The organism is Mycobacterium sp. ELW1 (assembly GCF_008329905.1).
Taxonomy (GTDB): domain Bacteria; phylum Actinomycetota; class Actinomycetes; order Mycobacteriales; family Mycobacteriaceae; genus Mycobacterium.
On record NZ_CP032155.1, the window covers coordinates 458,304 to 483,800 of the forward strand.

Consider the following 25,497-nt stretch of genomic DNA (forward strand, 5'->3'; position numbering starts at 1 on the left):
ACAGTGACCGCGGCTGAAGCGGCCATGATCACCGACCGGATCGCCGAGGTGCTCGGCGTCGATCACGCCGACATCGACCCGGACGGCGACCTGATCGCGCAGGGTTTGGACTCGATTCGCATGATGACGCTGGCCGGTCGCTGGCGCCGCGCGGGATTCGACGTCGACTTCGCCCGGCTGGCGGCCGCTCCGTCGGTCCGTGCCTGGGCCGAACTGCTGACCACCGCCCACCCTGCGAATCCGCTTCCTGCGCAATCACAACCGGCTGTCGGCGAGCCGTTCCCGATGGCGCCGATGCAACACGCGATGTGGGTCGGCAGGCACGCCGATCAACAACTCGGCGGCGTGGCCGGCCACCTCTACGTGGAGTTCGACGGCGACGCGCTGGACCCGGAGCGGATCCGGCAAGCGGCCACCCTGCTGGCGGCCCGCCACCCGATGCTGCGGGTGCAGTTCCTGCCCGACGGCACCCAGCGGATCGGCGTCCCGCCGGCCACCTTCCCGGTCGACGTCATCGACCTGCGTGAGTCCGATGACGTCGAGCGGCGGCTGGCCGCGATACGGGCGGAGAAGTCGCGCCAGCAGCTCGACGGGCAGGTCTTCGAACTCACGCTGACCCTTCTGCCCGGCCGGCGCAGCCGGCTGCACGTCGACCTGGACATGCAAGCCGCGGACGCGATGAGCTACCGAGCGCTGATGGCCGATCTGGCCGCGCTGTATCGCGGTGTCACACTCCCCGACATCGGCTACACGTATCAGCAATACCGCCAACAGCTTTCGCCGCCGGACCGGTACGACGCCGACCGGCAGTGGTGGTCGGACCGCGTGCCGGAGCTACCTGACGCCCCCGCGCTGCCGGTGGTGCCCGCCGCGGAACAGACCGACCCGCACCGGCCCGGTCGCCGCTGGCATTGGCTGGACCCACACACCCGCGACGGGCTTTTCGACCGGGCCCGCCGCCACGGCGTGACTCCGGCGATGACGCTGGCAGCCTCTTTCGCCGACACGGTGGGCGGCTGGTCGGCAGACCCGCGCTTTCTGCTCAACGTCCCGCTGTTCGGGCGGGAACCGCTGCATCCCGACATCGAGAACGTGGTCGGCGACTTCACCTCGTCGCTGCTGCTCGATGTCGACCTCGCTGCCGCCGACACCCCGAGTCGGCGGGCACAGGTGCTGCAGCACACCATGCACGAAGCGGCGGCGCACGCGTCGTACCCGGGCTTGTCGGTGCTGCGGGACATCAGCCGACATCGCGGGACACAGGCGCTCGCCCCGGTCGTGTTCACCAGCGCCCTCGGTCTCGGCGAGCTGTTCCCTGCCGATGTGACAACGCAATTCGGCACTCCGGAGTGGATCATCTCCCAAGGGCCGCAGGTCCTGCTCGACGCCCAGGTGACCGAGTTCGCCGGCGGCATCCTGCTCAACTGGGATGTCCGGGAGAGTGCATTCCACCCCGGCGTCATCGACGCGATGTTCGCCCATCACATCGACGAAGTGCAGCGCCTGGCGCGCGACGACGACGCCTGGGACAGCAGGCGTGGCCCGCTGCTTCCCCCGTCGCAGCGCGCCGCGCGGGAAGCGGTGAACAGCAGCGCCGCACCCAGCGGAAAGATGTTGCACGACGGCTTCTTCGACCTCGCATCGCGTCAACCCGACGCGCCTGCGGTGTTCAGCAGCATGGGCGACCTGACGTATGAGGACCTGCGCCGACAGGCGTTGGCAGTGGCCGCCGCGCTGCGGGCCACGGGACTTCCCGACGGCGGCACCGTTGCGGTGCTGGGGCCCAAGACGGCCGAACAGATCCCGGCGCTGTTGGGTATCCACGCGGCCGGCGGAGTCTATCTGCCGATCGGCATCGACCAGCCGGCCGAGCGGGCCCAGCGGATCCTCACCAGCGGGGCGGTCGACATGGCCCTGGCCTGCGGCGCCGAACTACCGGAGGTGCCGATTCCGTGCATGACGGTCGCCGAGGCGATCACGCGCGGTGACGGCTGCGAATCACCCACTGTCACCGGGGATCCGGACCGCCTGGCCTACGTACTGTTCACCTCAGGATCGACCGGCGAGCCCAAGGGTGTCGAGGTCTCCCACGACGCCGCGATGAACACCGTCGAGTTCATCACCGGCCATTTCGGGCTCGGGCCGCAGGACCGGTGCCTGGCGCTGTCCACACTCGAGTGCGACATCTCGGTGCTGGATGTGTTCGCCACCCTGGCCACCGGTGGGGCGATCGTCGTGGTCGACGAAGAACACCGCCGCGACCCCGACCACTGGGTGCGGCTCATCCAACGCCATCGGGTCACGGTCTTGCACTTCCTGCCCGGCTGGCTGGCGATGCTGCTCGACGTCGCCGGCTCGCTGCCGACGGTACGGGTGGTACCGACCGGGGGTGACTGGGTCACCCCGGCGATGGCGCACCGGCTGCGCGACCTGGCTCCCGACGTACGGTTCGCCGGGCTGGGTGGGGCCACCGAGACCGCGATCCACAACACCATCTGCGAGGTGGCCGACGTCCCCGCACACTGGACCGCTATTCCGTTCGGAAAGCCGTTGCCGAACAACCGATGCCGCGTCGTGGGTGCCGGCGGCGCGGACTGCCCGGACTGGGTGGTGGGCGAGCTGTGGATCGGTGGGCGGGGACTTGCCCGGGGATATCGCGGCCGGCCGGACCTCACCGCGGAGCGGTTCGTCGAACACGACGGGCTGCGCTGGTATCGCACCGGTGACCTGGCCCGGTTCTGGCCGGACGGGACCTGCGAATTCGTCGGACGCGCCGATCACCGGGTGAAGCTCAGTGGCTACCGCGTCGAGCTCGGTGAGGTGGAAGCGGCGCTGCATCGTGTGCCCGGCGTGCTGGGTGCCGTGGCGGTGACCGTCCCCGGGCGCACCGAGTCTGCGGACCGCCTGGCTGCCGCCGTCCAGCTGGCGGCCGGGGCGAGCCTGGACTCTCTTCATACGCGGATCGTCAAAGACCTACCCGCTCATATGGTTCCGCGACATATCGAGGTGTTCGACCGGATCCCCTACTCCGTCGGGGGCAAGGTCGACCGCAACGCCGTCGCCCGACGGCTGGCCGAGCGGGTGGACGCCGGAAGCGGGCACCGCCCCCCGACGGGTCCGGTGCAGTCGGCGCTGGCCGCGATCGTCGCCGATGTCCTCGGCGCGGCCACGGTCGGAGCCGATGACGACTTCTTCGCCCTCGGCGGCGATTCCGTGCTGGCGACCACGGTCGTGGCACGGATTCGGCAACGACTGGACGTCACGGAGGTTAGCGTCGCCGACATCTTCGCCACCCGCACCGTCGAAGCCCTGGCCCGGCGACTCGGTGAGCTGGAGCCTGCCGACCGGCTCGACGCGATCGCCGAGCTGTACCTCGAAGTCGCCCTCATGGACACCGCCGAGGTCGCCTTGGCGCTCACCCGGAGATCTGATGACTGACACCCTCACCGACCCGTTCGACCAGCAGCGGCTGGAGTTGTTGCGTAAGAAGCTGTCTCAGCGTGGATTGCTGGCCGAACCGTCCACGCTGGCGGACCCGGCCGTGATGACCGACGGTCAGCGCCGGATGTGGTTCGTCCACTCCATCGACAGCACAGGGGCGCTGCTGAACGTCTGCGTCTCGTACCGGCTGAGCGGTGAAGTCGACGCGACCCGACTGCGTGCGGCCGTCAGCGCCGTCGCCGAGCGCCATCCGATCCTGCGTACCACCTACCAGACGGGCGCCGACGGTGAACCGCGCCTGACCGTCCACGACGAGCTCGCCCCCGGCTGGGCCGAGCACGACCTCCGCGAGCTCGGCGCGCAAGCTCGCGGACTGCGCCTGGAAGTTCTCGCGCAGCGCGCGTTCACGGCGCCCTTCGATCTGAGTACTGAGTCACCGCTGCGGATCACATTGGCCCGCACTGGTTCCGACGAGTATGTATTGCTGCTGGCGGCGCACCACATCGCCTGGGACGACGCCTCGTGGCGAGTGTTCTTCGCCGACCTCAGCACCGCTTACCACGGCAACCACCTACCGCCGGCTCCCCAGGTCGAAACACCCGCCTCCGGCAGCGACGACGCCGACGTGGAGTATTGGCGCGCGCTACTCGCCGACCCACCCGAACCGCTGGAACTGCCCGGTCCCAGGGGATCTGCGGTTCCCACCGAGTGGCGGGCCGCCCGGCACACCACCCGATTGGACTCCCGCACCGTCGATGCGGTGACCGCGCTGGCGCACGACACCGGGGCGACGCCGTACATGGTTCTGTTGGCGGCGTTCTCGGCGTTGATGCAGCGGTATACGCACGCCGACGATTTCCTGGTTGCCGCACCGGTTCTCAACCGTAGTTCCGATGACGTCATCGGCTACTACGGCAACACCGTCGCACTGCGCATGCGGCCGGATCGCTGGAGCACTTTCGGTGATCTGGTCGCCGCCGCGCGGGATGCCGCCCTGGGTGCCTTCGCCCATCAGCGGGTCAACCTCGACCGGGTGGTCCGCGAGCTGAACCCGGACCGCCGTTACGGCGTCGAACGGATGGCGCGGGTGAGCTTCGGCATGCGCCATCCGGACGGTGACGGCTTCCAACCGGGGGGCATCACCTGCCGGCGCGCCGAATTCCGCGGCCAGTTCGCTCAACTTCCGCTGGGATTCATGGTCGAGATCGCCGGCGGCGAGGCAGAAGTGGAGATCGAGTACCTCACCGAGGTCATCGATGCGGGTTTGGCCGAGCAGATGCTGCGGAGTTTCGTCATTCTCCTCGAGGACGCGCTGATCCATCCGGACCGGGTGCTGGCCGATCTGGCCGTGCTCGACGAGGCGGACACCGCGCGGTTGTTCGAGATGTCCCGGGGTGAGGATTTCGCCTGCCCGCCGATGACACTCGGTGACCTGGTCGCCGAGCAGGCTGTCCGCCAGCCGGATGCGATCGCAGTGGTCTACGAGGGCCGCCATTACACCTACCGCGAGCTCAACGCGGCTGCCAACCGGCACGCACATTGGCTCGCCGCCCAGGGCATCGGCGCCGAAGATCGGGTTGCGGTGCTGCTGGAGAAGTCGCCGGAGCTGGTCATCACCGCGCTGGGTATCGCCAAGGCGGGCGCGGTCTATCTGCCGGTAGATCCCGAGTATCCGGCCGACCGCATCGCCTACATCCTCGGCGACGCGGATCCGAAGGTGGTGATCCGCCAACCCGTCAGCGGTGTCGAGAACTTCCCCGACCACGACCCCGGTCCGTCGGATCTGGTGCGCCCGTTCGGCCCGGCCAACACCGCCTACCTGATCTACACCTCGGGGTCGACCGGCCTGCCCAAGGGGGTGCAGGTACCCCACCGTCCCGTCGCCGACTACTTCCGGTGGTTCGCCCAGGAATACCAGATCGGTCCCGACGACCGCCTCCTGCAGGTGGCCTCGCCGAGCTTCGACGTCTCGATCGGTGAGACCTTCGGGATCCTGGCGCAAGGCGCCCGGTTGGTGATCCCACGCAGCGACGGACTGCGGGACATCGGCTATCTGACCGATCTGCTGCGGCGCGAGGCCATCACGTCGATGCACTTCGTGCCGTCGCTGCTCGGGTTGTTCCTGTCGCTGCCCGGCGTCGAGCAGTGGCGCAGCCTGCGGCGGGTGCCGATCGGTGGGGAAGCGCTGCCCGGCGAATTGGCCGACAAGTTCCACGCGACCTTCGACGCGCTGCTGCACAATTTCTACGGGCCCACCGAGACGGTCATCAACGCCTCCCGGTACAAGGTCGAGGGCAGGCAGGGCACCCGGGTGGTCCCGATCGGCACGCCCAAGATCAACACCGCGATCTATCTGTTGGACGACGCGTTGCGGCCCGTCCCAGCGGACGTGATCGGCGAAATCTACATCGGTGGAACACAACTGGCGCACGGCTACCACGACAGGCCGGCGCTGACCGCAGAACGGTTCGTCGCCGACCCCTTCACTCCCGGCGGACGGCTCTACCGTTCGGGCGACCTGGCACGGCGAAACCGGGACGGCGACCTCGAGTTCGTCGGCCGCGCGGACGAACAGGTCAAGATCCGCGGCTTCCGCATCGAACTCGGCGAGGTCGCCGCGGCCGTCACCGTGGACCCGAGTGTCGGGAATGCGGTCGTGGTCGCCGCCGACCTGCCCCAGCTCGGCAAGAGCGTGGTTGCCTACGTGGCACCGGCGGCCGGCGATGTCGTGGACGTCGAGCGGATCAGGATCCGGGTCGCCGCCGCGTTGCCGGACTACATGATCCCGGCCGCCTACGTCGTCGTCGACGAGATCCCGGTCACCGCCAACGGAAAGCTGGATCGGGCAGCCCTTCCGGCCCCCGAGATCGGGCCGGTGGTCGACTACCGCGCACCGGTAACCGAGACCGAGCGCACGGTCGCCGCCCTGTTCGCCCGGTTGCTCGGCGCCGGCGAAGTGGGTTGTGACGACTCGTTCTTCGCCCTCGGCGGACACTCACTGCTGGCGACCAAACTGGTCGCCGGGATCCGCGAGGCCTGCGGCGTCGAGGTGACCGTCCGCGACATCTTCGAAGCCGGCAGCGTCGGCGAACTCGCCGCGGTGATCGATGGGCGCCCCGGCCGTCAGGCACCGTCGGCCCGGCCGCCGCTGGTCGCCACCGGCGGCGACCCCGAGCGCGCGCCGCTGTCGGCCGCCCAGCTGCGAAGCTGGTTCCAGTACCGCGTCGACGGACCCAGCCCGGTGAACAACATCCCGTTCGCCGCCCGCCTGACCGGTCCCTGCGATGCCGATGCACTGGCCGCCGCCGTCGACGACGTGATCGCCCGGCACGAGATCCTGCGGACCGTCTACCGCGAGATCGACGGGGTAACCCATCAGATTGTCGACACCGGCGACGGCGATCACGTCCGGCGGCTCGACGGGCCCGACAATGATTGGCTGACAACCCAACTCGATGCCGAACGGGCACATCGGTTCGAACTCGAAACGCAACTGCCGATCCGCGTCGCCGTGCTGCGCACGCCCGGCGAATGTGTCCTGTCGATGGTCGTGCACCACATCGCCGCCGACCACTGGTCGGCCGGGGTGCTGTTCACCGACGTTCTCACCGCCTACCGGGCACGCCGGGACGGCACCGCGCCGTCCTGGCAACCGCTGCCGATCCAGTACCGCGACTACGCCGCCTGGCAGATCCAGTTGCTCTCCGATACCGAGTTGATGGATGCGCAACGACAGTTCTGGGTGCGCGAACTCGACGGGCTCCCCGAGGACACCGGCCTGCGCCCGGATCTGCCGCGGCCGCCGATGGCCGGCGGTGCCGGAGCGGCCATCCCGCTGCACTTCGACACCGCTGTACGAGAACGGCTGACCATGCTGAGCCGCGAGCTCGGGATCACCGAGTTCATGTTGCTGCAAACAGCCGTCGCGGTGGTCCTGAGCAAAGCCGGTGGTGGTCATGACATCCCGCTGGGCACTCCGGTTGCGGGCCGCACCGACACCGAATTGGACCGGCTGGTCGGCTTCTTCGTCAACATCCTGGTGCTGCGCAACGACCTGTCGGGCAATCCCACGCTGCGCGAGATCCTGCTGCGCTCCCGTGAGATGGCGCTGGCGGCCTACGCCAACCAAGACCTTCCGTTCGACCGGGTGGTCGATGCGGTCAACCCGGTGCGGTCGTTGTCGCGTAACCCGCTCTTCCAGGTGGTCGTCCATGTGCGCGAGGAGCTTCCCGAGAATCAGCTGATCGAATCAGGACCCGGCGGCGACACCCGATTCACTGCCCTGGAGCCGACATTCGACGTGGCCCACGCCGATCTGAGCGTGAACTTCTTCGTCGGTGACGGCGGCTATCGCGGACACGTGATCTACCGCACCGAGTTGTACCACCCGTCGACGATGGAGCGCTTCGCCGGTTGGCTGGGTCACGTCATCGAAGCGTTCGCCGCCGATCCTGATGTGCGATTGCGTGATGTCGACCTGCTCGGCGATTCGGAACGGCAGCAGGTCCTCGGCCAGAGCCGAGGCATCGAATCGCCGGCTGACCGGCCTCGCACCGTCCCGGGACTGCTCGAGGCCGGCCGGGCGTCGGGGCAGGACCGGATCGCGCTGCGGTGCGGTGACGATGAGCTCGATTACGCCGCGCTGCATCACCGTTCGGATCGCTTCGCGCAGCTGCTGGTGAGCCACGGCGTCGGCCCGGGATCCCTGGTCGGCATGTCGATGCGCCGGGGGATCGACCTGGTGGTCGCGCTCGTGGGCATCATGAAAGCCGGTGCCGGGTTCTTCCCGCTCGACCCCACCTACCCTGTCGCGCGCAAGCAGCTCATGCTCGACGACGTCCAACCCGGCGTCGTGGTGGTCACCGCAGAGGCCGGTGCGTCGATGCCGGCCGCCGACGGGGTCACGGTGATCTCGATGGACGATCCTGCGGTCCGCGCCGAGCTGGCGTCCGCCGATCCCGTTCCCGCGCTGACCCCGCCGCACCCCGACGACCCGATGTACCTGATGTTCACGTCCGGCTCCACCGGGAAACCGAAGGGCGTCGTGGGCACCCACCGTGCGATGAGCACCCGGTTGACCTGGCAGCTCAAGCACTATCCGGTTCCGGGACAGGACATCCGGCTCGCGCAGGCGCCGATGACCTTCCTGGAAGGGTGCATCGAGACGCTGGCCGGACTCGCCGCCGGCGCGACACTCATCGTCGCCGACGACGCCGAGCACCGCGACGCCGAGGCGATCGCGGGGCTGATCGAGCGGCATTCCGTCGCTCAGGTCACCGGTGTCGCCAGCCTGGTGTCCGCGCTCGTCGACAGCGCACCGGATGCCGTGCGCGCATTGCGCCGGCTGGTGACCTGTGGTGAGCCGGTGAACGTTTCGCTGCTGCAGCGGCTGGTCGACTGCGTAGGTGATGGTGCGGCGCGAACCGTCGAGTTGCTCAACGCGATCGGTGCCACCGAGACGTCCGGTGCGTTGATCCGTGGCCCGCTGGATCTGCCCGTCCCCACGATCGGCACGCCGATGGAGGGGTCGCAGGTCTACTTGCTCGACGAGGCGCTGCAGCCGGTGCCGGTCGGCGTCGTCGGCGAGCTCTACTACGCCGGCGAGCAGATCGCGCGCGGGTACTGGAAGCAGCCTGCCTTGACCGCATCTCGTTTCGTCGCGAATCCCTATGCGGCCGAGCCGGGGTCGCGCTTCTACCGCAGCGGCGACCGGGCACGGTGGACCGAGGACGGCCATCTGGAATTCGTGGGCCGCACCGACCACCAGGTGAAGGTGCGCGGGTTCCGGGTGGAACTCGCCGAAGTCGAAGCCGCCCTGAAGGCCGCTGACGGTGTCGCCGTCGCCGCCGCGCGGACCTGGGACGGGCCGAGCGGCGCCTCCCTCGCGGGCTACGTCGTACCGCGGGATCCGGTGGACGATCCGGCGGCGTTCGCCGCTTCGGTGCGTGCCTCGGTGGCTGCGGCGCTGCCGGGCTACATGACACCGGCGACGATCTCGGTGCTCGACGTGATGCCGGCGACCGAATCCGGAAAGCTGAACCGCCCGGCGCTGCCACGCCCCGAGGTTCACACCACCGGTGCGAGCGAGCCGGCCAGAACCGACACCGAACGGGCCGTCGGCGCAGCGATGGAGCAGCTGCTCGATGTGGCCGGGATCGGCAGGGACGACGACTTTTTCGCACTCGGCGGGGACAGCATTCTGTCGGTACAGCTCGCGGCGCGGATTCGTGCGGCAGGGTTGACGGTCGAGCCCCGGACGATCTTCTCCCATCCCACCGTGGCGTCGCTGGCCGCCGCGATCGACGACGGACAGCTGGACCCGGCGCACGGCCGCGCCGACACCCGGCACCAGGCGATGAGCGTGTCGGGACTGTCGGCGGGTGACCTGGCGGCTTTGAAGGCCTCGTGGTCGAAGGCTCGCCCGTCGTGACCGCCGATGTCGACATCGAGGATGTCCTGGCCCTCTCGCCGTTGCAACGTGGCCTCTACTCGCATGCCACGCTGACCGGACCCGACGGCGAAGATCCCTACGTCATCGCGATGACGGCCGACGTGACGGGTCCGCTCGACGCCAACCTGTTACGTGACTGCGCGGCAGCGATGTTGGTGCGCCACCCCAACCTGCGGGCCAGCTTCTGGCACCAGGATCTACCGCAACCGGTCCAGATCGTGCCCGCCTCGGTCGAACTGCCGTGGCAGCACCTGTCGGCCGCGGGTGAGGGACAGGCCGCCGATATCGAACGGCGCGAACGCAGCAGGCCGTTCGCGTTGCACGACGGCCCGCTGATCCGGTTCCTGCTCATCGAGCTGCCCAACCGGCAGTGGCGGCTGGTGGTCACCGCGCATCACATCGTGCTCGACGGCTGGTCGTCGCCGGTGTTCATCGGTGAGATGCTCACGCTGTACCGCGTCGGTGGCAACCTCGACGCGCTGCCGACTCCGCGGCTGTACCGCGACTACATCGGCTGGCTCGCCGACCGTGATCTGCAGGCCGGGGAAGACCTCTGGCGCCGGCATCTGGCCGATGTGCCCGGGCCGACGTTGTTGTCACCGGCGTTGGGCGGTGACGGGTCGGGTCTGCCGAAGCGCACCGAGCTGTCGCTGCCCGCCGCCGACACCGAACGACTTGCCGCCGCGGCCCGGTCGCGCGGCATCACCCTGAACACGGTGATGCAGATGGCCTGGGCGCTGATCGTGTCTCGGCTGACCGACCGTGATGACGTCGTCTTCGGGGTGACCGTCTCCGGCCGGCCGCCCGAGCTCGCCGGCGTGGAAACCATGGTCGGCCTGTTCATCAACACCCTTCCGCTGCGGGTGCGCCTTGACCCGAACAAGACTGTGGGACAGCACTGTTCCGCGCTGCAGCGGGACGCGGCCGAACTACGTGACCACAGCTACCTGAGCCACTCGCAGCTTCGGACACTGGCCGGCGTCGGCGAGATGTTCGACACCCTGCTGGTCTACGAGAGCTTTCCGCCCGGCGGCGTGGTCGGCGGTCAGCAGTTCGCCGCCGGCGACGTCACCTTCCGGCCCGCAGCGATGGAAAGCCTGACCCATTTCCCGGTGACGGTCGCCGCCTACCGCAACACCGCCGAGCTGACACTGCTGGTCGAGGTCACCGACAATGCGTTGGGGATGATGTCGCCGGACAAGCTCGGCCGTCGCGTGCTGCAAACGATGCGCCGCCTCATCGAGGAGTGGGACCGGCCGCTGGGTGGGATGGGGATCCTGCTCGAGGGTGAGGCGCCACCGATCGAGGTGCCCGCAGGTGGCGCCGAGGTCGGGGTGGCCGAGCGGTTCGCTGAAGCCGCTGTGGTGCATCGTGATTCCATCGCACTTCGGTGGAATGGCGGCCAACTGAGCTATCACGAGCTCGACGAGCAGTCGGACAGGATCGCGGGGTTCCTGGCCGATCGCGGCGTGCGCGCGGAGACGCCTGTTGCGATCCAGCTCCCGCGAGGCGCTGACTATGTGGTGGCGATGCTCGCGGTACTCAAGGCCGGCGGCATGTATGTGCCGCTCGACCCGGCGATGCCGGCGGGTCGGGTGGAGTCCATTCTCGCCCAGACCGGAGCTGCCATCGTCATCGACGACACCACGGTGGCTGCCGCCCGAACCGCACCGCGGCTGCGCAGGCCAACCCATTCGGGCCAAGCCGCCTACGTGGTGTTCACCTCCGGCACCACCGGAGAACCCAAGGGTGTCATCGGAACTCATGCGGCACTGCTCGCCTACATCGACGATCACGCCGAGCGGATGCTGACGCCGGCAGCCGAACGCCTCGGCAGGCCGCTGCGCATCGGCCACGCCTGGTCGTTCGCGTTCGACGCCGCCTGGCAACCGCTGGCGGGACTGCTGTTCGGCCACGCCGTGCACCTCATCTCCGAGAGTGACCGCAGGGATGCCGAGGTGCTCGTCGACATCATCGAACGGGACGGGATCGACATGCTCGACGTCACCCCCTCGCTGTTCACCAGTCTGCGTCAGGCCGGGCTGCTGGATTCGGGCCGACTCTCGGTGCTCGCGCTCGGCGGTGAAGCGGTCGGAGCGGGGGACTGGACCGATATCCGGAAAGCCTGTACCGGAACGCTATTGGCGGCGCACAACTGTTACGGCCCGACCGAGACGACCGTCGAGGCCGTCGTTGCCGCGATAGCGGACCACGACGCACCGGTGATCGGCTACCCGACGCGGTCGACGCGCGCCGTTGTCCTCGACTCCTGGCTGCAGCCCGTTCCCGACGGCGTGGTGGGCGAACTGTATCTGGCCGGCGAGCAGGTGACGAGGGGTTACCTCGGTCGCGCGGCCGAGACCGCGACACGATTCGTCGCCGCTCCAGGTGGCGCCCGGATGTACCGCACCGGCGATCTGGTGCGTCGCGATCACGACGGCGCACTGGTTTTCGTCGGCCGGGCCGATGCCCAGATCCAAGTCCGCGGACATCGCGTCGAGCTGGGCGAGATCGAGGCGGTGCTGGAAGAGATGCCCGGGGTGCGGCACGTACACGTCGCGGTGCAGGGACAGACCGCCGGTCCCCGGCTGGTCGCGTATGTCGCCGGTGACGTGACGGTGGCGCAGCTGCGGCCGCTGCTGCGGAACAGGTTGCCGCGCTACATGCTTCCGCACCGGCTGATCGTCGTCGAGACGATTCCGCTGACCGCCAACGGCAAGGTCGACGAGGCGGCGCTGGCAGCCACGGTGTCACCCGACGAGGCTCCGGAGCCGCCGAGCACCCCGACCGAGATCGCCCTTGGCCATGCCGTCGCGGAGCTGCTGGGCCTTCCCGCCGTCGACCTCGACGCCGACCTGCTGGAGCTGGGGCTGGACAGCATCGCCGCGCTGTCCTTGGTCCAGCTCGCGCGCAGCAGTGGGCTGTCGCTGCGGGCTCGGCTGGTCCTGGAGTGCGGGACGCTGCGCGAACTCGCGGCCGCAGTGGATCGCGACACCGACGACGAACTCGCTGCCGGCCCGGAGCCGCAGGGCCCGATCCCCGCGCTGCCTGCCGTGCACTGGCTCTATGAGCACGGCGATCCGCGACGCCTGTCGCAGGTGGAGGCGATCCGATTGCCCGTCGACGCGACCGCCGCGCGGCTGCGTCTGTTGCTGAACGGGATCGCCGCGGGACACGAGATGTTCCGCAGCCGCCTCGACCGCGCCACGATGACGTTCGTTCCGACCGGTCGAGACCACATCCCCTGGCCGAGGTCGTGGTCGCCGGCGAACTCGGTGACGCCGTCGCCGAACACGCGGCCGCCGCGATCGAACGGCTCGATCCCGAGCGTGGGCACCTGACCGAAGCGCTGTGGCTGCACGGCCCCGGCGAGCCGGGCGTTCTCGTGCTGGTCGTTCACGTACTGGCGATGGATCCCGCGTCATGGCGGGTCGTGCTCGGCGAGTTGATGGCCAACTGGTCGGCGGCCGGTGCTGCCGAGTTCGGCCCCGTCAGCGGTGAACAGGTCAGCTATCGCCGGTGGGCGCACCGCCTTGCCGACCGTGCGGCCGCACTCGACACCGCCGGCTTCTGGCTCGCGCAGATCGACGGCGAAGATCCGGCGTTGGGGGACCGGCGGGTGCGCCCCGGGGAGGATCGGTTCGCCGACCTCGCGATCACCGTGACGGTCACCGAGGCCGACGTCACCGGTGCGTTGGTGCGCGCAGAGACACCGATCCAAGACCTGCTGGCCGATGCGTGTGCCCGCTTGATCATTCGCTGGCGCGAGCAGCGCGGCGACGTCAGCGCGGTTCCCCTGCTGGCGTTGGAAACCCATGGCCGCACCGGTGCGGACGATACCGTCGGCCTGCTCAGTGCCATCTATCCGTTGCGAATCACGCCGGGTCATCCGATGCCCGAGATACCAGGTCAGTCAACCGATTACGCTGTGCTGCGCTACCTGAGGCAGGACACCGCCGAGCTGCTGCGAGGTTTCCCTGGTCCGCAGGTTCTCCTGAATTACCTCGGCAGGCTCGACCTCGACGCCGGAGCACTGCTGGACCGCGGTCTACTCGCCCAGCTGTCGATCATGACCGAACCGAACGTCGCGGTGCGACACGAACTGACCCTGGTCGCTGCCGTCGCCGGCGGAAAGCTGGTCACCCAGTGGCGAACTCTGCCCGACATTTTCAGTGCGACGGATATCGCTGCGCTGCAGCAGATCTGGTCCGATGTTCTGCAGGAGTTGGCGGGGGTGACATCGTGATACGACGGTTGGCTGTTCTCGGCGCCGGAGCCAAGGCGGTGGCGGTGGCCGCGAAGGCGGCGATGCTGCGGGAGATGGGCGTCGCCACGCCGGAGATCGTTGCTGTCGAGCGCACGGCGGTCGCGGCGAACTGGCGCGCGGGCGGCGGCTGGACCGACGGCCAGCACCGGCTGGGCACAAGCCCGGAGAAGGACGTCGGTTTCCCGTACCGGTCGATGATCCTGCCGGGCCGCAACGGCGAACTCGACCAGCGGATGATGCGGCTGAGCTGGCAGTCCTTCCTGGTGGGCACCGGACGCTTCGCGGAGTGGGTGGACCGCGGCAAGCCCGCGCCGACCCATGAGACCTGGGCGAACTACCTGCGCTGGGTGGCCGACGCCGTCGCGCTGAATGTTGTGGACGGCGAGGTCATCCGGATGTCCCTCGACGGCCAGTCGTGGGTGCTTCACACCGGCGGCGGCACGGTCGAGGCAGACGCGGTGATGATCACCGGCCCCGGACAGCCGGGTCGCTCGGTGCTACCCGCCCATCCGCAGGTCCTCTCGATCGCCCAGTTCTGGGAGTTGTCGGCGTCGAAAGAACGGATCGATGCCGAGCGGGTCGCGGTGGTCGGCGGTGGTGAGACCGCGGCGTCGATGCTCAACGAGCTGTTCGGGCACCGGGTGTCCACGATCACGGTGATCTCGCCGCAGGCGACGTTGTTCACCCGGGGTGAGAGCTTCTTCGAGAACCGGATGTTCAGCGACCCGACGGATTGGGTCGGACTGACCCCGGCCGAGCGGCGAGACGTGATGGCCCGAACCGATCGCGGGGTTTTCTCTGCGCGCGTTCAGGATTCGCTGCTCGCCGACGATCGGATCCGGCATCTGCGCGGCCGGGTGGCGCACGGTGTCGCCGCGGACGGCCGGATCCGCATCACACTGCACACCAACCGGCACGGTGAGCGACTGGAGACGGTGCACGGATTCGACCTCGTCATCGACGGCTCGGGCGCCGACTCGCTGTGGTTTCTGCCGCTGTTGGCCCAGGACGCCCTGGACCTGCTCGAGGTCAGGCTGAACGGGCCGCTGACCAGCGACCGATTGCAGCAGGCGATCGGCGACGACCTCGCGTTGAGCGGGGTGGCGCCGAAGTTGTTCCTGCCCAACCTTTCCGGGCTCAATCAGGGTCCCGGATTTCCCAACCTGAGCTGCCTGGGGCTGCTCTCCGATCGCATACTCGGAGCCCGCCCCGGCGCGCAGCTGACCCAAACGAACGGGAGGAACGTTGAGTACCAATCCATTTGACGACGAGGGCGGCCGCTTCTATGTCCTGGTCAACGACGAGGAGCAGCACAGCCTGTGGCCGGCCTTCGCCGAGATCCCCAGCGGCTGGCAGGTCGCGTTCGGCGTGGCCGGCCGCGCGGACTGCGCGGAGTTCGTCGAGCAGAACTGGTCGGATATCCGGCCGAAGAGCCTGCGCGCAGCGACTCGACAGTGAAGTTATGCAATGCTAACTTCTCCATACATTGGTTAGGCAAACCTAAGGAGGCGGGGCCGGGTTCGACCGTCACCCCGAGACGATGCGGATGAACAACGGTGTAGTGACGCAGGCGCGTGCGGCGCGCGTGGACGCGGATGTGGTGAGCCGATTCGCCACCTGCTGCAAAGCGCTCGGCCTGCCGGTGTACGACCGGCGCCGCCCCGCCGACATGCCGGCCGCGCACCGGGCGTTCACCGAACTCACCCGGGTCGCGCACGATCAGTGCGACGCGTGGACCGGGCTGGCGGCCGCCGGCGGGGCGGACTCGCTCGAGGTGCTGGCCGCCGTCGTCCGCACCGCCGACACCAGTGGCGTGCTGCAGCGGCGCATCGAGCTGCCTGCCGGTGCGTTGGGGTTCGACTACGACACCGGGCTTTACCTGCGATTCCGCGCCACCACCACCGACGACTTCCGCCTCGCGCATGCCGCCGCGTTGGCGACCGACGGTGCGTTCCATGCCGCCGACGAGATCGTCGGCGAGATCCGCTCCCGCCGGCCGCAGTGGCATGAGGCACGCTGGGTCGACGTGGCGCTGCGGTCCCGCGCTCACCGCTGGTCGGATGTCGTGAAGCTGCTGACCCCGGTGGTCAACGACACCGGCCTCGACCCCTTCTTCGCGCATGCCGCGAAGGTGGCGCTCGGGGTCGCACTCGCCCGGCTCGGCATGTTCGCCCCGGCGTTGTCCTATCTCGAGGAGCCAGCCGGCCCGGTGGCCGTGGCCGCGGTGGATGGCGCACTGGTCAAGGCGTTGGCACTGCGTGCCTACGGTGACGAGGACACCGCCGCCGACGTATTGCAGGATCTCTACGCCGCCAACCCGGACAACGAGCAGGTCGAACATGCACTGTCCGACCCGACGTTCGGCGTTGTCACCACCACCGCGGCGCGGATCGACGCCCGCACCGACCCGTGGGATGTCGAAACCGAGCCCACCGCAGACGATTTCATCGATCCGGAAGCCCGCGAGCGGAAGGCCGCACTCCTCGAAGAGGCCGAACGTGAGCTGGGCGAGTTCATCGGCCTCGACGAGGTGAAGAACCAGGTGTCGCGGTTGAAGAGCTCGGTGGCGATGGCGTTGCGGCGCGAGGAGCGCGGATTGGCCGTGGCTCAACGCACCCATCACCTGGTGTTCGCCGGCCCGCCCGGCACCGGCAAGACGACGATTGCGCGCGTCGTCGCCAAGATCTATTGCGGTCTCGGACTGCTCAAGCGGGAGAATGTCCGCGAGGTGCACCGCGCGGACATGATCGGTCAGCACATCGGCGAGACCGAAGCGAAGACCAACGCCCTCATCGACAGTGCCCTCGATGGCGTGCTCTTTCTCGATGAGGCCTACGCCTTGGTCGCGACCGGCGCGAAGAACGACTTCGGTCTGGTTGCCATCGACACCCTGCTGGCGCGGATGGAGAACGACCGCGATCGCCTCGTGGTCATCATCGCGGGATATCGCGCCGACCTCGACCGGTTCCTGGACACCAACGAAGGTCTGCGGTCCCGGTTCACCCGCAGCATCGTCTTCCCGTCGTACTCGGCAGCCGAACTCGTCGAGATCGCCGTCGCGATGGCGGCCAACCGGGACAGCGTGTTCGAGCCCGCCGCCCTGCATCATCTCGAGGAACTGTTCGGCCGGCTGGCCGATTCGTCGACCCCCGACTCGACCGGCGTGGCGCGGCGCAGCCTCGACATCGCCGGCAACGGGCGCTTCGTCCGCAATGTGGTCGAACGGTCCGAGGAGGAAAGAGAATTCAGGTTGGATCACACGGACCTGGCCGGGGCTGACTTCACCGACGAGCAGTTGATGACGATCACCGCGTCCGACGTGCGCGCCTCGGTCGTGCCGCTGCTGGGTGGGCTCGGTCTGACGGTGCCTGACCCATCATGAGCGACGAAAGACGGTCCTTCTCGTCGCGTACGCCGGCCAACGACAACGCCGACCAGGTCACGTACCGGCGCGGATTCATCACTCGACACCAGGTGACGGGCTGGCGATTCGTCATGCGCCGCATCGCATCCGGCCTTGCACTCCACGACACCCGGATGTTGGTCGACCCGTTGCGCAGTCAGTCGCGCGCGGTGTTGATGGGCGTGCTGCTGGTTGTGACCGCTGTGCTCGGCTGCTTCGTGTTCTCGGTGCTGCGCCCTGGCGGCGTGCCGGGCAGCGACCCGGTGCTGGCCGACCGCTCCACCGCCGCGCTCTACGTGCGCCTGGGTGACCGGCTGCATCCGGTGCTCAACCTCACGTCCGCGCGGCTCGCCGTGGGGCGGGCGGTGGATCCCACCACGGTCAGCAGTGAGCAGCTGGACAAGTTCGCCCGAGGCAGCCTGATCGGCATCCCGGGAGCTCCGGAACGCATGGTGCAGAACACCTCTCGCGATGCACACTGGGCGGTGTGCGACGGCGCCGCCGGATCGGACCAGCCCGGGGTCACCGTGATCGCCGGACAGTTGGAACGCGGTGGAGCCCGCGCAGGCGAGCTCGGCGACGGTCGTGGCGTGCTGGTCGCCGACGCCGAGGGGACCTGGCTGCTCTGGGACGGCCGGCGCAGCGCCATCGACCTCGCCGACCGCGCTGTCACCGATGCGCTCGGACTACCCGCCGCGAACCCCACTCCGCGGTCCATCGCGCCGGGCCTGTTCAACGCGATCCCCGAGGCACCGGCACTGCGGATCCCCCAGATCCCCGAGGCAGGTTCACCCGCCGGCTATCCGCTGCCCGCGACCACCCCGATCGGCGCGGTGGTGATCGCCTACCGCAACGACGGCACCCCGGTGAACTATGCGGTGCTGTCCGACGGACTTCAGCCGATCAGCCCGGTCCTGGCCGCCGCGCTGCGGAACGCCAACTCCTACGGGCTGGCGCAGCCGCCGCAACTCGGCGCTGACGACATCGCCCGCTTGCCTGTCTCGTCGATGCTCGACGTGGCGGCATTCCCGTCCGCCCCGATCAAGCTGGTCGACGCTGCGGCGGCGCCGGTGACCTGCGCACAGTGGACCAAGATCGACGGCGCCGCAACGAGTTCGATGACATTGCTGTCCGGCTCGGTACTGCCGGTCGCCACTGGGACGCACTCGGTCGACCTGGTCGGCGGCACCAATCCGGGCACGGCGACCAGAGTCGCACTGCCGCCCGGGCGCGGGTACTTCGTCCGTACCGTCGGCCAGCAGCCGGAATCGCCTCCGGCAGGGTCGCTGTTCTGGGTTTCCGATACCGGAGTCAGATACGGGATCGGCGGCGACCCCAGGACAGGTGAAAAGACCATCGCCGTATTGGGTTTGTCTGAACCGCCGATGCCGATCCCGTGGTCGGTACTGACACTGTTCGCCCCCGGTCCGGCCTTATCCCAGGCCGACGCTCTCGTCGCGTACGACGCCGTCCGGCCCGTAGTCCAACAGGAGAACCGATGACCCGCCTGATCTTCGAGGCCGGCCGGCGGTTGCCGGCCCCCAGGCCAACAAGGGGGCGATCGTCATCGAGCCGCCACCCGAGCTGCCGCGGGTTGTGCCCGCGTCGCTGCTGCGCCGCGCGCTGCCGTTCCTGATCGTGATCCTGATTGTCGGCATGATCGTCGCGATGGTGGCCACCGGGATGAAACTCATCTCGCCGCAGACGCTGTTCTTCCCGTTCGTCTTGCTGCTGGCGGCTACCGCGCTGTACCGCGGCACCGACAACAAGATGCGTACCGAGGAGGTGGACGCCGAACGCGCCGACTACCTGCGCTACCTGTCGGTCATCCGGGACAACGTGCGCGCCGAGGCCGCCGCGCAACGCGATGCGCTGTTGTGGTCGCACCCCGACCCCTCGGCGTTGACCGTCATCCCGGGATCCCGCCGGCAGTGGGAGCGCGATCCGCACGACAGCGACTTCCTGGTCCTGCGTGTCGGGCTGCACGACGTACCGCTGGCGACCACGCTGCGCGTCAAGGACACTGCCGACGAGGTCGACCTGGAGCCGGTGTCACACAGCGCATTACGTGCCCTGCTGGACACGCAGCGCACTGTTCACGACGCTCCGCGCGGAATCGACTTGACGACGGTGTCGCGGATCACCGTCCACGGCGACGCCGACGAGGTCAGGGCTGTGTTGCGTGCCTGGTTGGCTCACGCGGTCACGTGGCATGACGCGGCGTCCCTGGGTATCGCGCTGGCCAGCCCCGACTTGGAGTCTCCGGCCTGGAACTGGCTGAAATGGCTGCCGCACAGCGATATTCCGGGTCAGCTCGACGGCTGCGGTCCGGCTCGATACCTTGCGGCGAACACCGACGACCTGATCGCGGCGATCGGGCCTGCGCTCGCCGACCGCCCACTGTTCGGCGTCGACGCCGACGATCCGCTGCGCCACCTGCTGGTGGTTGTCGACGATCCGGGCCACGCGCCGGAGGACTCGGTGCTCGCCACCGGCCTGGCCGGGGTCACGGTGATCTACACCGCCGCATCCCAATCCGCCCCGCGGCCGGGGCAGTACGCCGACCCGGAGCGGCCGATCTTGCGGGTTGTGGGCGGGACGATCGAGCGTTGGGAGAGCGACGGCTGGCGGACCTACGTCGCCCACGCCGACCGGTTGACACAGGAGGACGCCGTGCATCTGGCGCGCGGCCTGGCACGATGGGACTCCAACCCCACCCACACCGGACTTCGCTCACCGGCCACCAGGGGCGCGAGCTTCACCACACTGATGGGCATTCCGGACGCGTCGGCACTCGACATCGCGGACGTATGGGCGCCCCGCCTTCGTGACGAGGAGCTACGGGTACCGATCGGTGTCACCGCAACCGGTGTGCCGCTGTACTTCGACCTCAAAGACGAGGCTGAAGGCGGGATGGGTCCGCACGGTCTGATGATCGGCATGACGGGTTCCGGCAAGTCGCAGATGCTGATGTCGATCCTGTTGTCGTTGTTGACGACTCACTCGGCCGACCGGCTCATCGTGATCTACGTCGACTTCAAAGGTGAGGCCGGCGCCGACATCTTCCGCAACTTTCCGCAGGTGGTCGCCGTCATCTCCAATATGGCGGAGAAGAAGTCGCTGGCCGACCGGTTCGCCGACACGCTGCGCGGTGAGGTCGCCCGCCGGGAGGGTCTGCTGCGTGATGCCGGCCGTCGCGTGCAGGGCAGCGCGTTCGGCTCGGTCGCCGAGTACGAGGCCGCGCGGCCGGCCGCCGAGGCGGTGGGCATCGAACTGCCGCCACTGCCAACGCTGTTCGTCGTCGCCGACGAGTTCACCTTGATGCTGGCCGAGCACCCGGAGTACGCGGAGCTGTTCGACTACGTCGCTCGCAAGGGGCGTTCGTTCCGGATCCACATCCTGTTCGCCTCGCAGACTCTCGACATCGGTCGCATCCGCGATATCGACAAGAACACCTCGTATCGAATCGGTCTCAAGGTGGCCAGCCCCGCGGTCTCGCGGCAAGTCATCGGTGTCGAGGACGCGTATCACATCGAATCAGGCAGGGAACACAAGGGAGTCGGCTTTCTGGTGCCCTCGCCGGGAGCCGCGCCGATCAAATTCCGCAGCACCTATGTCGACGGCATCTACGACCCGCCGCGCCCGGTCACGTCGTACGCGGTGCCGTCCGCACCTGATCCGGTGCCGTTCACGGCCGGGCCGGCCGCGCTCGACGAGGACATCGTGGTGCTCTCCGAGCACGAGATGGAGCCGGCCCCCGTGCCCCGCAAGCTGATCACCACCATCGGTGAGCAACTGGCTCAGTACGGCCCGAAAGCGCCGGCACTGTGGCTACCCCCGCTGGACGAGCACATCGCGCTGCACGACGTGCTCGCGGGTGCGGCCGTACCGGAGCGGCAGTGGCGCTGGCCGCTGGGAGAGATCGACCTGCCGTTCGAGATGCGTCGCGAGCCGCTGGTTTTCGATGCCACCTCGTCGGCGGGCAACGTGGTGATCCACGGCGGTGCCAAGTCCGGGAAGTCGACGGCGCTGCAGACCTTCGTGCTGTCGGCGGCGCAGCTGCACTCGCCGCGCGACGTCACGTTTTACGTCCTGGATTACGGTGGCGGACGTCTGCGCGGCCTGGAAGACCTGGCCCACGTGGGTAGCGTGGCCTCGCCGCTGGAACCGGAGCGGATCCGGCGCACGTTCGGCGAGCTGGAGCAGCTGCTGCGGTCGCGGCAGCGCAATGCCGGACACCAGGGCGGCTACTCCGACTCCTACGGTGAAGTGTTCCTGCTGATCGACAATCTGTACGCCTTCGGCCGCGACAACACCGACCAGTTCAACACGCGCAACCCGCTGTTGGCTGACGTGACCGAACTGGCGAATACCGGTTTGGCACACGGTATCCACGTCGTCATCACCACGCCGAACTGGCTCGAGGTGCCGCTGGCGATGCGCGACGGGCTCGGGTTGCGCCTGGAACTGCGGCTGCCGGACCCCCGTGACAGCAATGTCCGGGTCACCGACAGCCTGCGCAGGCCCGCCGAGTCGGTGCCGCACAACCAGCCCGGCCGGGGATTGACGATGGCCGGGGAGCACTTCCTGTTCGCCGAGCCTGATCTTGCTCGCATACCGGCGATCAACGCCGCGTACCCGGGGCTGCACGCCCCGGCGGTGCGGCTGCTGCCTGCCGATCTGGAGCCGCAGGTCGTGGCCCCCCTGCATCGGGGCGGTGAGCGAGTGGTGCTGGGACAACGCGAGTTCGATCTCGGCGCGGTGGTGCACGATTTCGCCGAGCACCCGCTGCTGATGGTGCTCGGCGACAGCAAGTCGGGCAAAACCACCCTGCTGCGCCACCTCATCCGCACCGTCCGCGACAATTCCGGCGCCGAGGACGTCGCGTTCACCGTGTTCGACCGTCGCCTGCACCTCGTCGACGAACCGCTCTTCCCGGACAACGAGTACAGCGCGAACATCGACCGGGTGACGCCGGCCGTGATGGGACTGTCGGCACTGATCGAACAGCGCCGGCCACCGGCGGGCCTGACCGCCGGTGAACTGTCGGCCTGGGACTACCGCACCCGCACGGCTTCGGCGCACACCCACTTCCTGATCATCGACGACGTCGACCAGATCCCGGACGGCCCGGCGATGAGTGGCCCGTACGCCGGGCACCGACCATGGACACCACTGATCGGACTGCTCTCCGCTGCAGGTGATCTCGGCCTCCGAGTGATCGTCACCGGCCGAGCGAGCGGGTCGGCGCACGCGCTGATGACCAATCCGCTGCTGCGCCGCATGAGCGATCTGCAGGCAACAGTGCTGATGTTGTCGGGCAATCCGGCCGATGGCGCCAAGATCCGCGGACATCGGTTCACCAGGCTTCCCGCCGGGCGGGCGATGCTGCTCGGTGACAGCGACGGCGTCGATCATGTCCAACTGGTCAACCCGTTTGCCCTCGCGCACAGCGCATCTCACGCGCGCTACCCAGAGGAGGATCCGTCATGACCCTGCGTGTTGTCCCAGAGGGGCTGGCCGCGGCCAGCGCCCAGGTAACGGCTCTCACGGCACGATTGACCGCCGCGAACGCGGCTGCCGCCCCGTTGATCACGGCGGTGCTGCCGCCGGGCTCGGATCCCGTCTCGCTGCAGACCGCTGCCGGCTTCAGCGCCCAGGGACTCGAGCACACCTCGACGGCCACCCAGGGTGCGATCGAACTCGGCCGATCCGGCGCCGCGGTGGGCGAGTCCGGAGCCGGCTACGCTGCCACCGATGCCGCCTCGGCGAGCTCCTACGTGATCGCACGGGGAGGCTGATGACCGCGCCAATCTGGTTCGCGTCGCCGCCGGAGGTGCATTCGGCGCTGTTGAGTGCCGGCCCCGGTGCCGGTCAGATGCTCGCCGCGGCCGCGGCGTGGACGGCGCTGAGCGTCGAATACGCCGATGCCGCAGCTGAACTCACCCAGATTCTCGCTGCCGTTCAGGCCGGATCATGGCAGGGGCCGAGCGCAGAACAGTATGTTGTGAGCCACGCGCCCTACCTGGCGTGGCTCGAGCAGGCCAGCGCGCACAGCGCCGGTGCCGCCGCCCAGCAGGAGACGGCCGCCGCCGCCTATACCGCGGCGCTGGCCGCGATGCCGACGCTGCCCGAACTGGCCGCCAACCACACGGTCCACGGGGTGCTGATGGCCACGAACTTCCTCGGAATCAACACAATTCCGATCGCCCTGAACGAGGCGGACTATGTCCGGATGTGGATCCAGGCGGCCACCACGATGAGTGTCTACCAAACCGTCGCCGGCACCGCGCTGGCCGCAGCCCCTCGGAGCGTGCCCGCTCCGACGATCGTGCTGCCGGGTGCAGAAGCCGCATCGTCGACGATGGCGCTGGCGACCGCAGCGCAGCCGCAGGCCGGCGAATCCGGTTCGGCACTGACCAATTCCAACAGCATCCTGGATCTGCTGGAGGCTTACATCAAGTCACTCCCGGACGGCGATCTGATCTGGGACTTTCTCACCCATCCGGTTCAGAGCCTTCAGCAGATCATCGTCGATTTCCTGACCAACCCGGTCCAGGCCTGGCAGACATGGGGTCCGCTGCTGTCCGCATTGCTGTACCAGGCGATCTTCCAGCCGGTCGGGTGGACCACGTGGGGGCTGGTCTTGAGCTCACCGCTGTGGGCCCCGATGCTCCTCGTCGCCGGCCTGCCCCTGCTGGGATTGTTGACGCTGGTACCGAATCCGGCCGCCCCTGATGTCGCACCCGAGCCGGCCCCGGCGCCGCTCCAAGCGCGGCAACCCAACGTCTGGCCGGTGTCGTCGGCGGCGCCGACCGCGCCCGCCACCGCGCCCGCGGCACCGTCCGCCGCCGGTTCGCCGGCCGCCGCCCCGGCACCGGCGACGCCGGCACCGGCAGCGCAGGCGATGTTCTACGCGGTCGGCGGGGCCGACCCCGACGACGGCCCCGGCCCGTCACTGACCGAGGGCAGCGGCGCCAAGGCCCCGGTGTCCGAGGCGGCACCCGCCGCGGCTGCGCTGTCCTCGGTGCAAGCCAAGGAACGCGCGCAGCGACGACGTGCCCAGCGACTCAAGGACCGCGGGCACCGGGACGAGTACATGGACCTCAACAGCGACACCGGCGTATCCGCCGAACCGCCTGCGCCGCCCACCACGTCGTCCTCCGACCGCGGTGCGGGAACGCTCGGATTCACCGGCACCGCGACCAAAGCTCGCGATGTCACCGCCGCGGGTCTTACCGAGTTCACCGGTGACACACACCACGAAAGCCCTGTCACGCCGATGCTTCCGGCCACGTGGGACAGCGATCCATTCGAGAGAGATCACCACCGAGAATGATGGGAGAAATACCGTGAGCATGCTGGATGCGCACATACCGCAACTCGTGGCCGCCGAGGCCGCCTTCGGGGCCAAGACGGCGCTGATGCGCAGCACCATCGCACAGGCCGAACAAGCCGCGATGTCTTCGCAGGCGTTCCACATGGGCGAATCCTCGGCCGCGTTCCAAGCCGCGCATGCGCGGTTCGTCGAGGTGGCCGCAAAGGTCAACTCCCTGCTCGACATCGCGCAGGTGAACCTCGGCGAGGCCGGCGCGACCTACGTAGCCCAAGATGCCGCAGCGGCAACGACATACGGAGGATTCTGATGTCCCAGATCATGTACAACTACCCGGCCATGCTGGGGCATGCCGGTGACATGGCCGGCTACGCAGGCACGCTGCAGGCCGTCGGAGCCGATATCGCCACTGAACAGTCCGCACTGCAGGGGGCCTGGCAAGGCGAGAGCGGGATGACCTACCAGGCATGGCAGGCACAGTGGAACCTCGCCATGGAGGAACTGGTGCGCGCGTACCGGGCGATGGCAGGCACCCACGAAACCAACACCTTGTCGATGCATGCGCGTGATCAGGCCGAAGGTGCCAAGTGGGGCTGAGG

Annotated in this window: 10 protein-coding genes and 2 pseudogenes; all 12 read left to right on the forward strand. The window is 68.7% G+C overall.

The window, feature by feature from the left end; translation table 11 throughout:
* Window positions 1-24: 24 nt before the first annotated feature.
* On the forward strand, window positions 25-3,438 hold the full coding sequence (locus D3H54_RS02060; protein WP_149383295.1) for a non-ribosomal peptide synthetase: 3,414 nt from the start codon (window positions 25-27) through the stop codon (window positions 3,436-3,438).
* Window positions 3,431-9,871, forward strand: a complete 6,441-nt coding sequence (locus D3H54_RS02065; protein WP_149377642.1) for a non-ribosomal peptide synthetase — start codon at window positions 3,431-3,433, stop codon at window positions 9,869-9,871. The genes D3H54_RS02060 and D3H54_RS02065 overlap by 8 nt, the downstream gene beginning before the upstream one ends.
* Window positions 9,868-14,138, forward strand: a pseudogene (locus D3H54_RS02070) (amino acid adenylation domain-containing protein). The gene D3H54_RS02065 and the pseudogene D3H54_RS02070 overlap by 4 nt, the downstream one beginning before the upstream one ends.
* Window positions 14,135-15,424, forward strand: coding sequence for an NADPH-dependent L-lysine N(6)-monooxygenase MbtG (mbtG, locus tag D3H54_RS02075; RefSeq protein ID WP_149377643.1), 1,290 nt, complete (start codon window positions 14,135-14,137; stop codon window positions 15,422-15,424). The pseudogene D3H54_RS02070 and the gene mbtG overlap by 4 nt, the downstream one beginning before the upstream one ends.
* A complete protein-coding gene (locus D3H54_RS02080) occupies window positions 15,405-15,617 on the forward strand; it encodes an MbtH family protein (protein WP_149377644.1) in 213 nt (70 codons plus the stop codon). The genes mbtG and D3H54_RS02080 overlap by 20 nt, the downstream gene beginning before the upstream one ends.
* A gap of 88 nt (window positions 15,618-15,705) precedes the next feature.
* Window positions 15,706-17,541 (forward strand): type VII secretion AAA-ATPase EccA, encoded by a 1,836-nt coding sequence (gene eccA / locus D3H54_RS02085; RefSeq protein WP_149377645.1) that lies wholly within the window; start codon window positions 15,706-15,708, stop codon window positions 17,539-17,541.
* The gene (gene eccB, locus D3H54_RS02090) at window positions 17,538-19,064 is read left to right on the forward strand and encodes a type VII secretion protein EccB (protein WP_149377646.1); all 1,527 of its coding nucleotides are present in this window, start codon (window positions 17,538-17,540) and stop codon (window positions 19,062-19,064) included. The genes eccA and eccB overlap by 4 nt, the downstream gene beginning before the upstream one ends.
* Window positions 19,061-23,055: pseudogene (gene eccCa, locus D3H54_RS02095) on the forward strand (type VII secretion protein EccCa). The gene eccB and the pseudogene eccCa overlap by 4 nt, the downstream one beginning before the upstream one ends.
* Complete coding sequence (locus D3H54_RS02100; protein WP_149377647.1) at window positions 23,052-23,363, forward strand: PE family protein; 312 nt, start codon at window positions 23,052-23,054, stop codon at window positions 23,361-23,363. The pseudogene eccCa and the gene D3H54_RS02100 overlap by 4 nt, the downstream one beginning before the upstream one ends.
* Entirely contained in the window at window positions 23,363-24,901 is a 1,539-nt protein-coding gene (locus D3H54_RS02105; protein ID WP_149377648.1) for a PPE family protein, read from the forward strand. The genes D3H54_RS02100 and D3H54_RS02105 overlap by 1 nt, the downstream gene beginning before the upstream one ends.
* A 13-nt stretch (window positions 24,902-24,914) precedes the next feature.
* Window positions 24,915-25,208 carry a type VII secretion protein EsxS gene (locus D3H54_RS02110; protein WP_102805035.1) on the forward strand — a complete coding sequence of 98 codons (294 nt, stop codon included), beginning with the start codon at window positions 24,915-24,917 and terminating at the stop codon, window positions 25,206-25,208.
* Window positions 25,208-25,495 (forward strand): WXG100 family type VII secretion target, encoded by a 288-nt coding sequence (locus D3H54_RS02115; protein ID WP_036342845.1) that lies wholly within the window; start codon window positions 25,208-25,210, stop codon window positions 25,493-25,495. Before D3H54_RS02110 ends, D3H54_RS02115 begins: the two co-directional genes overlap by 1 nt.
* Window positions 25,496-25,497 lie beyond the last annotated feature (2 nt).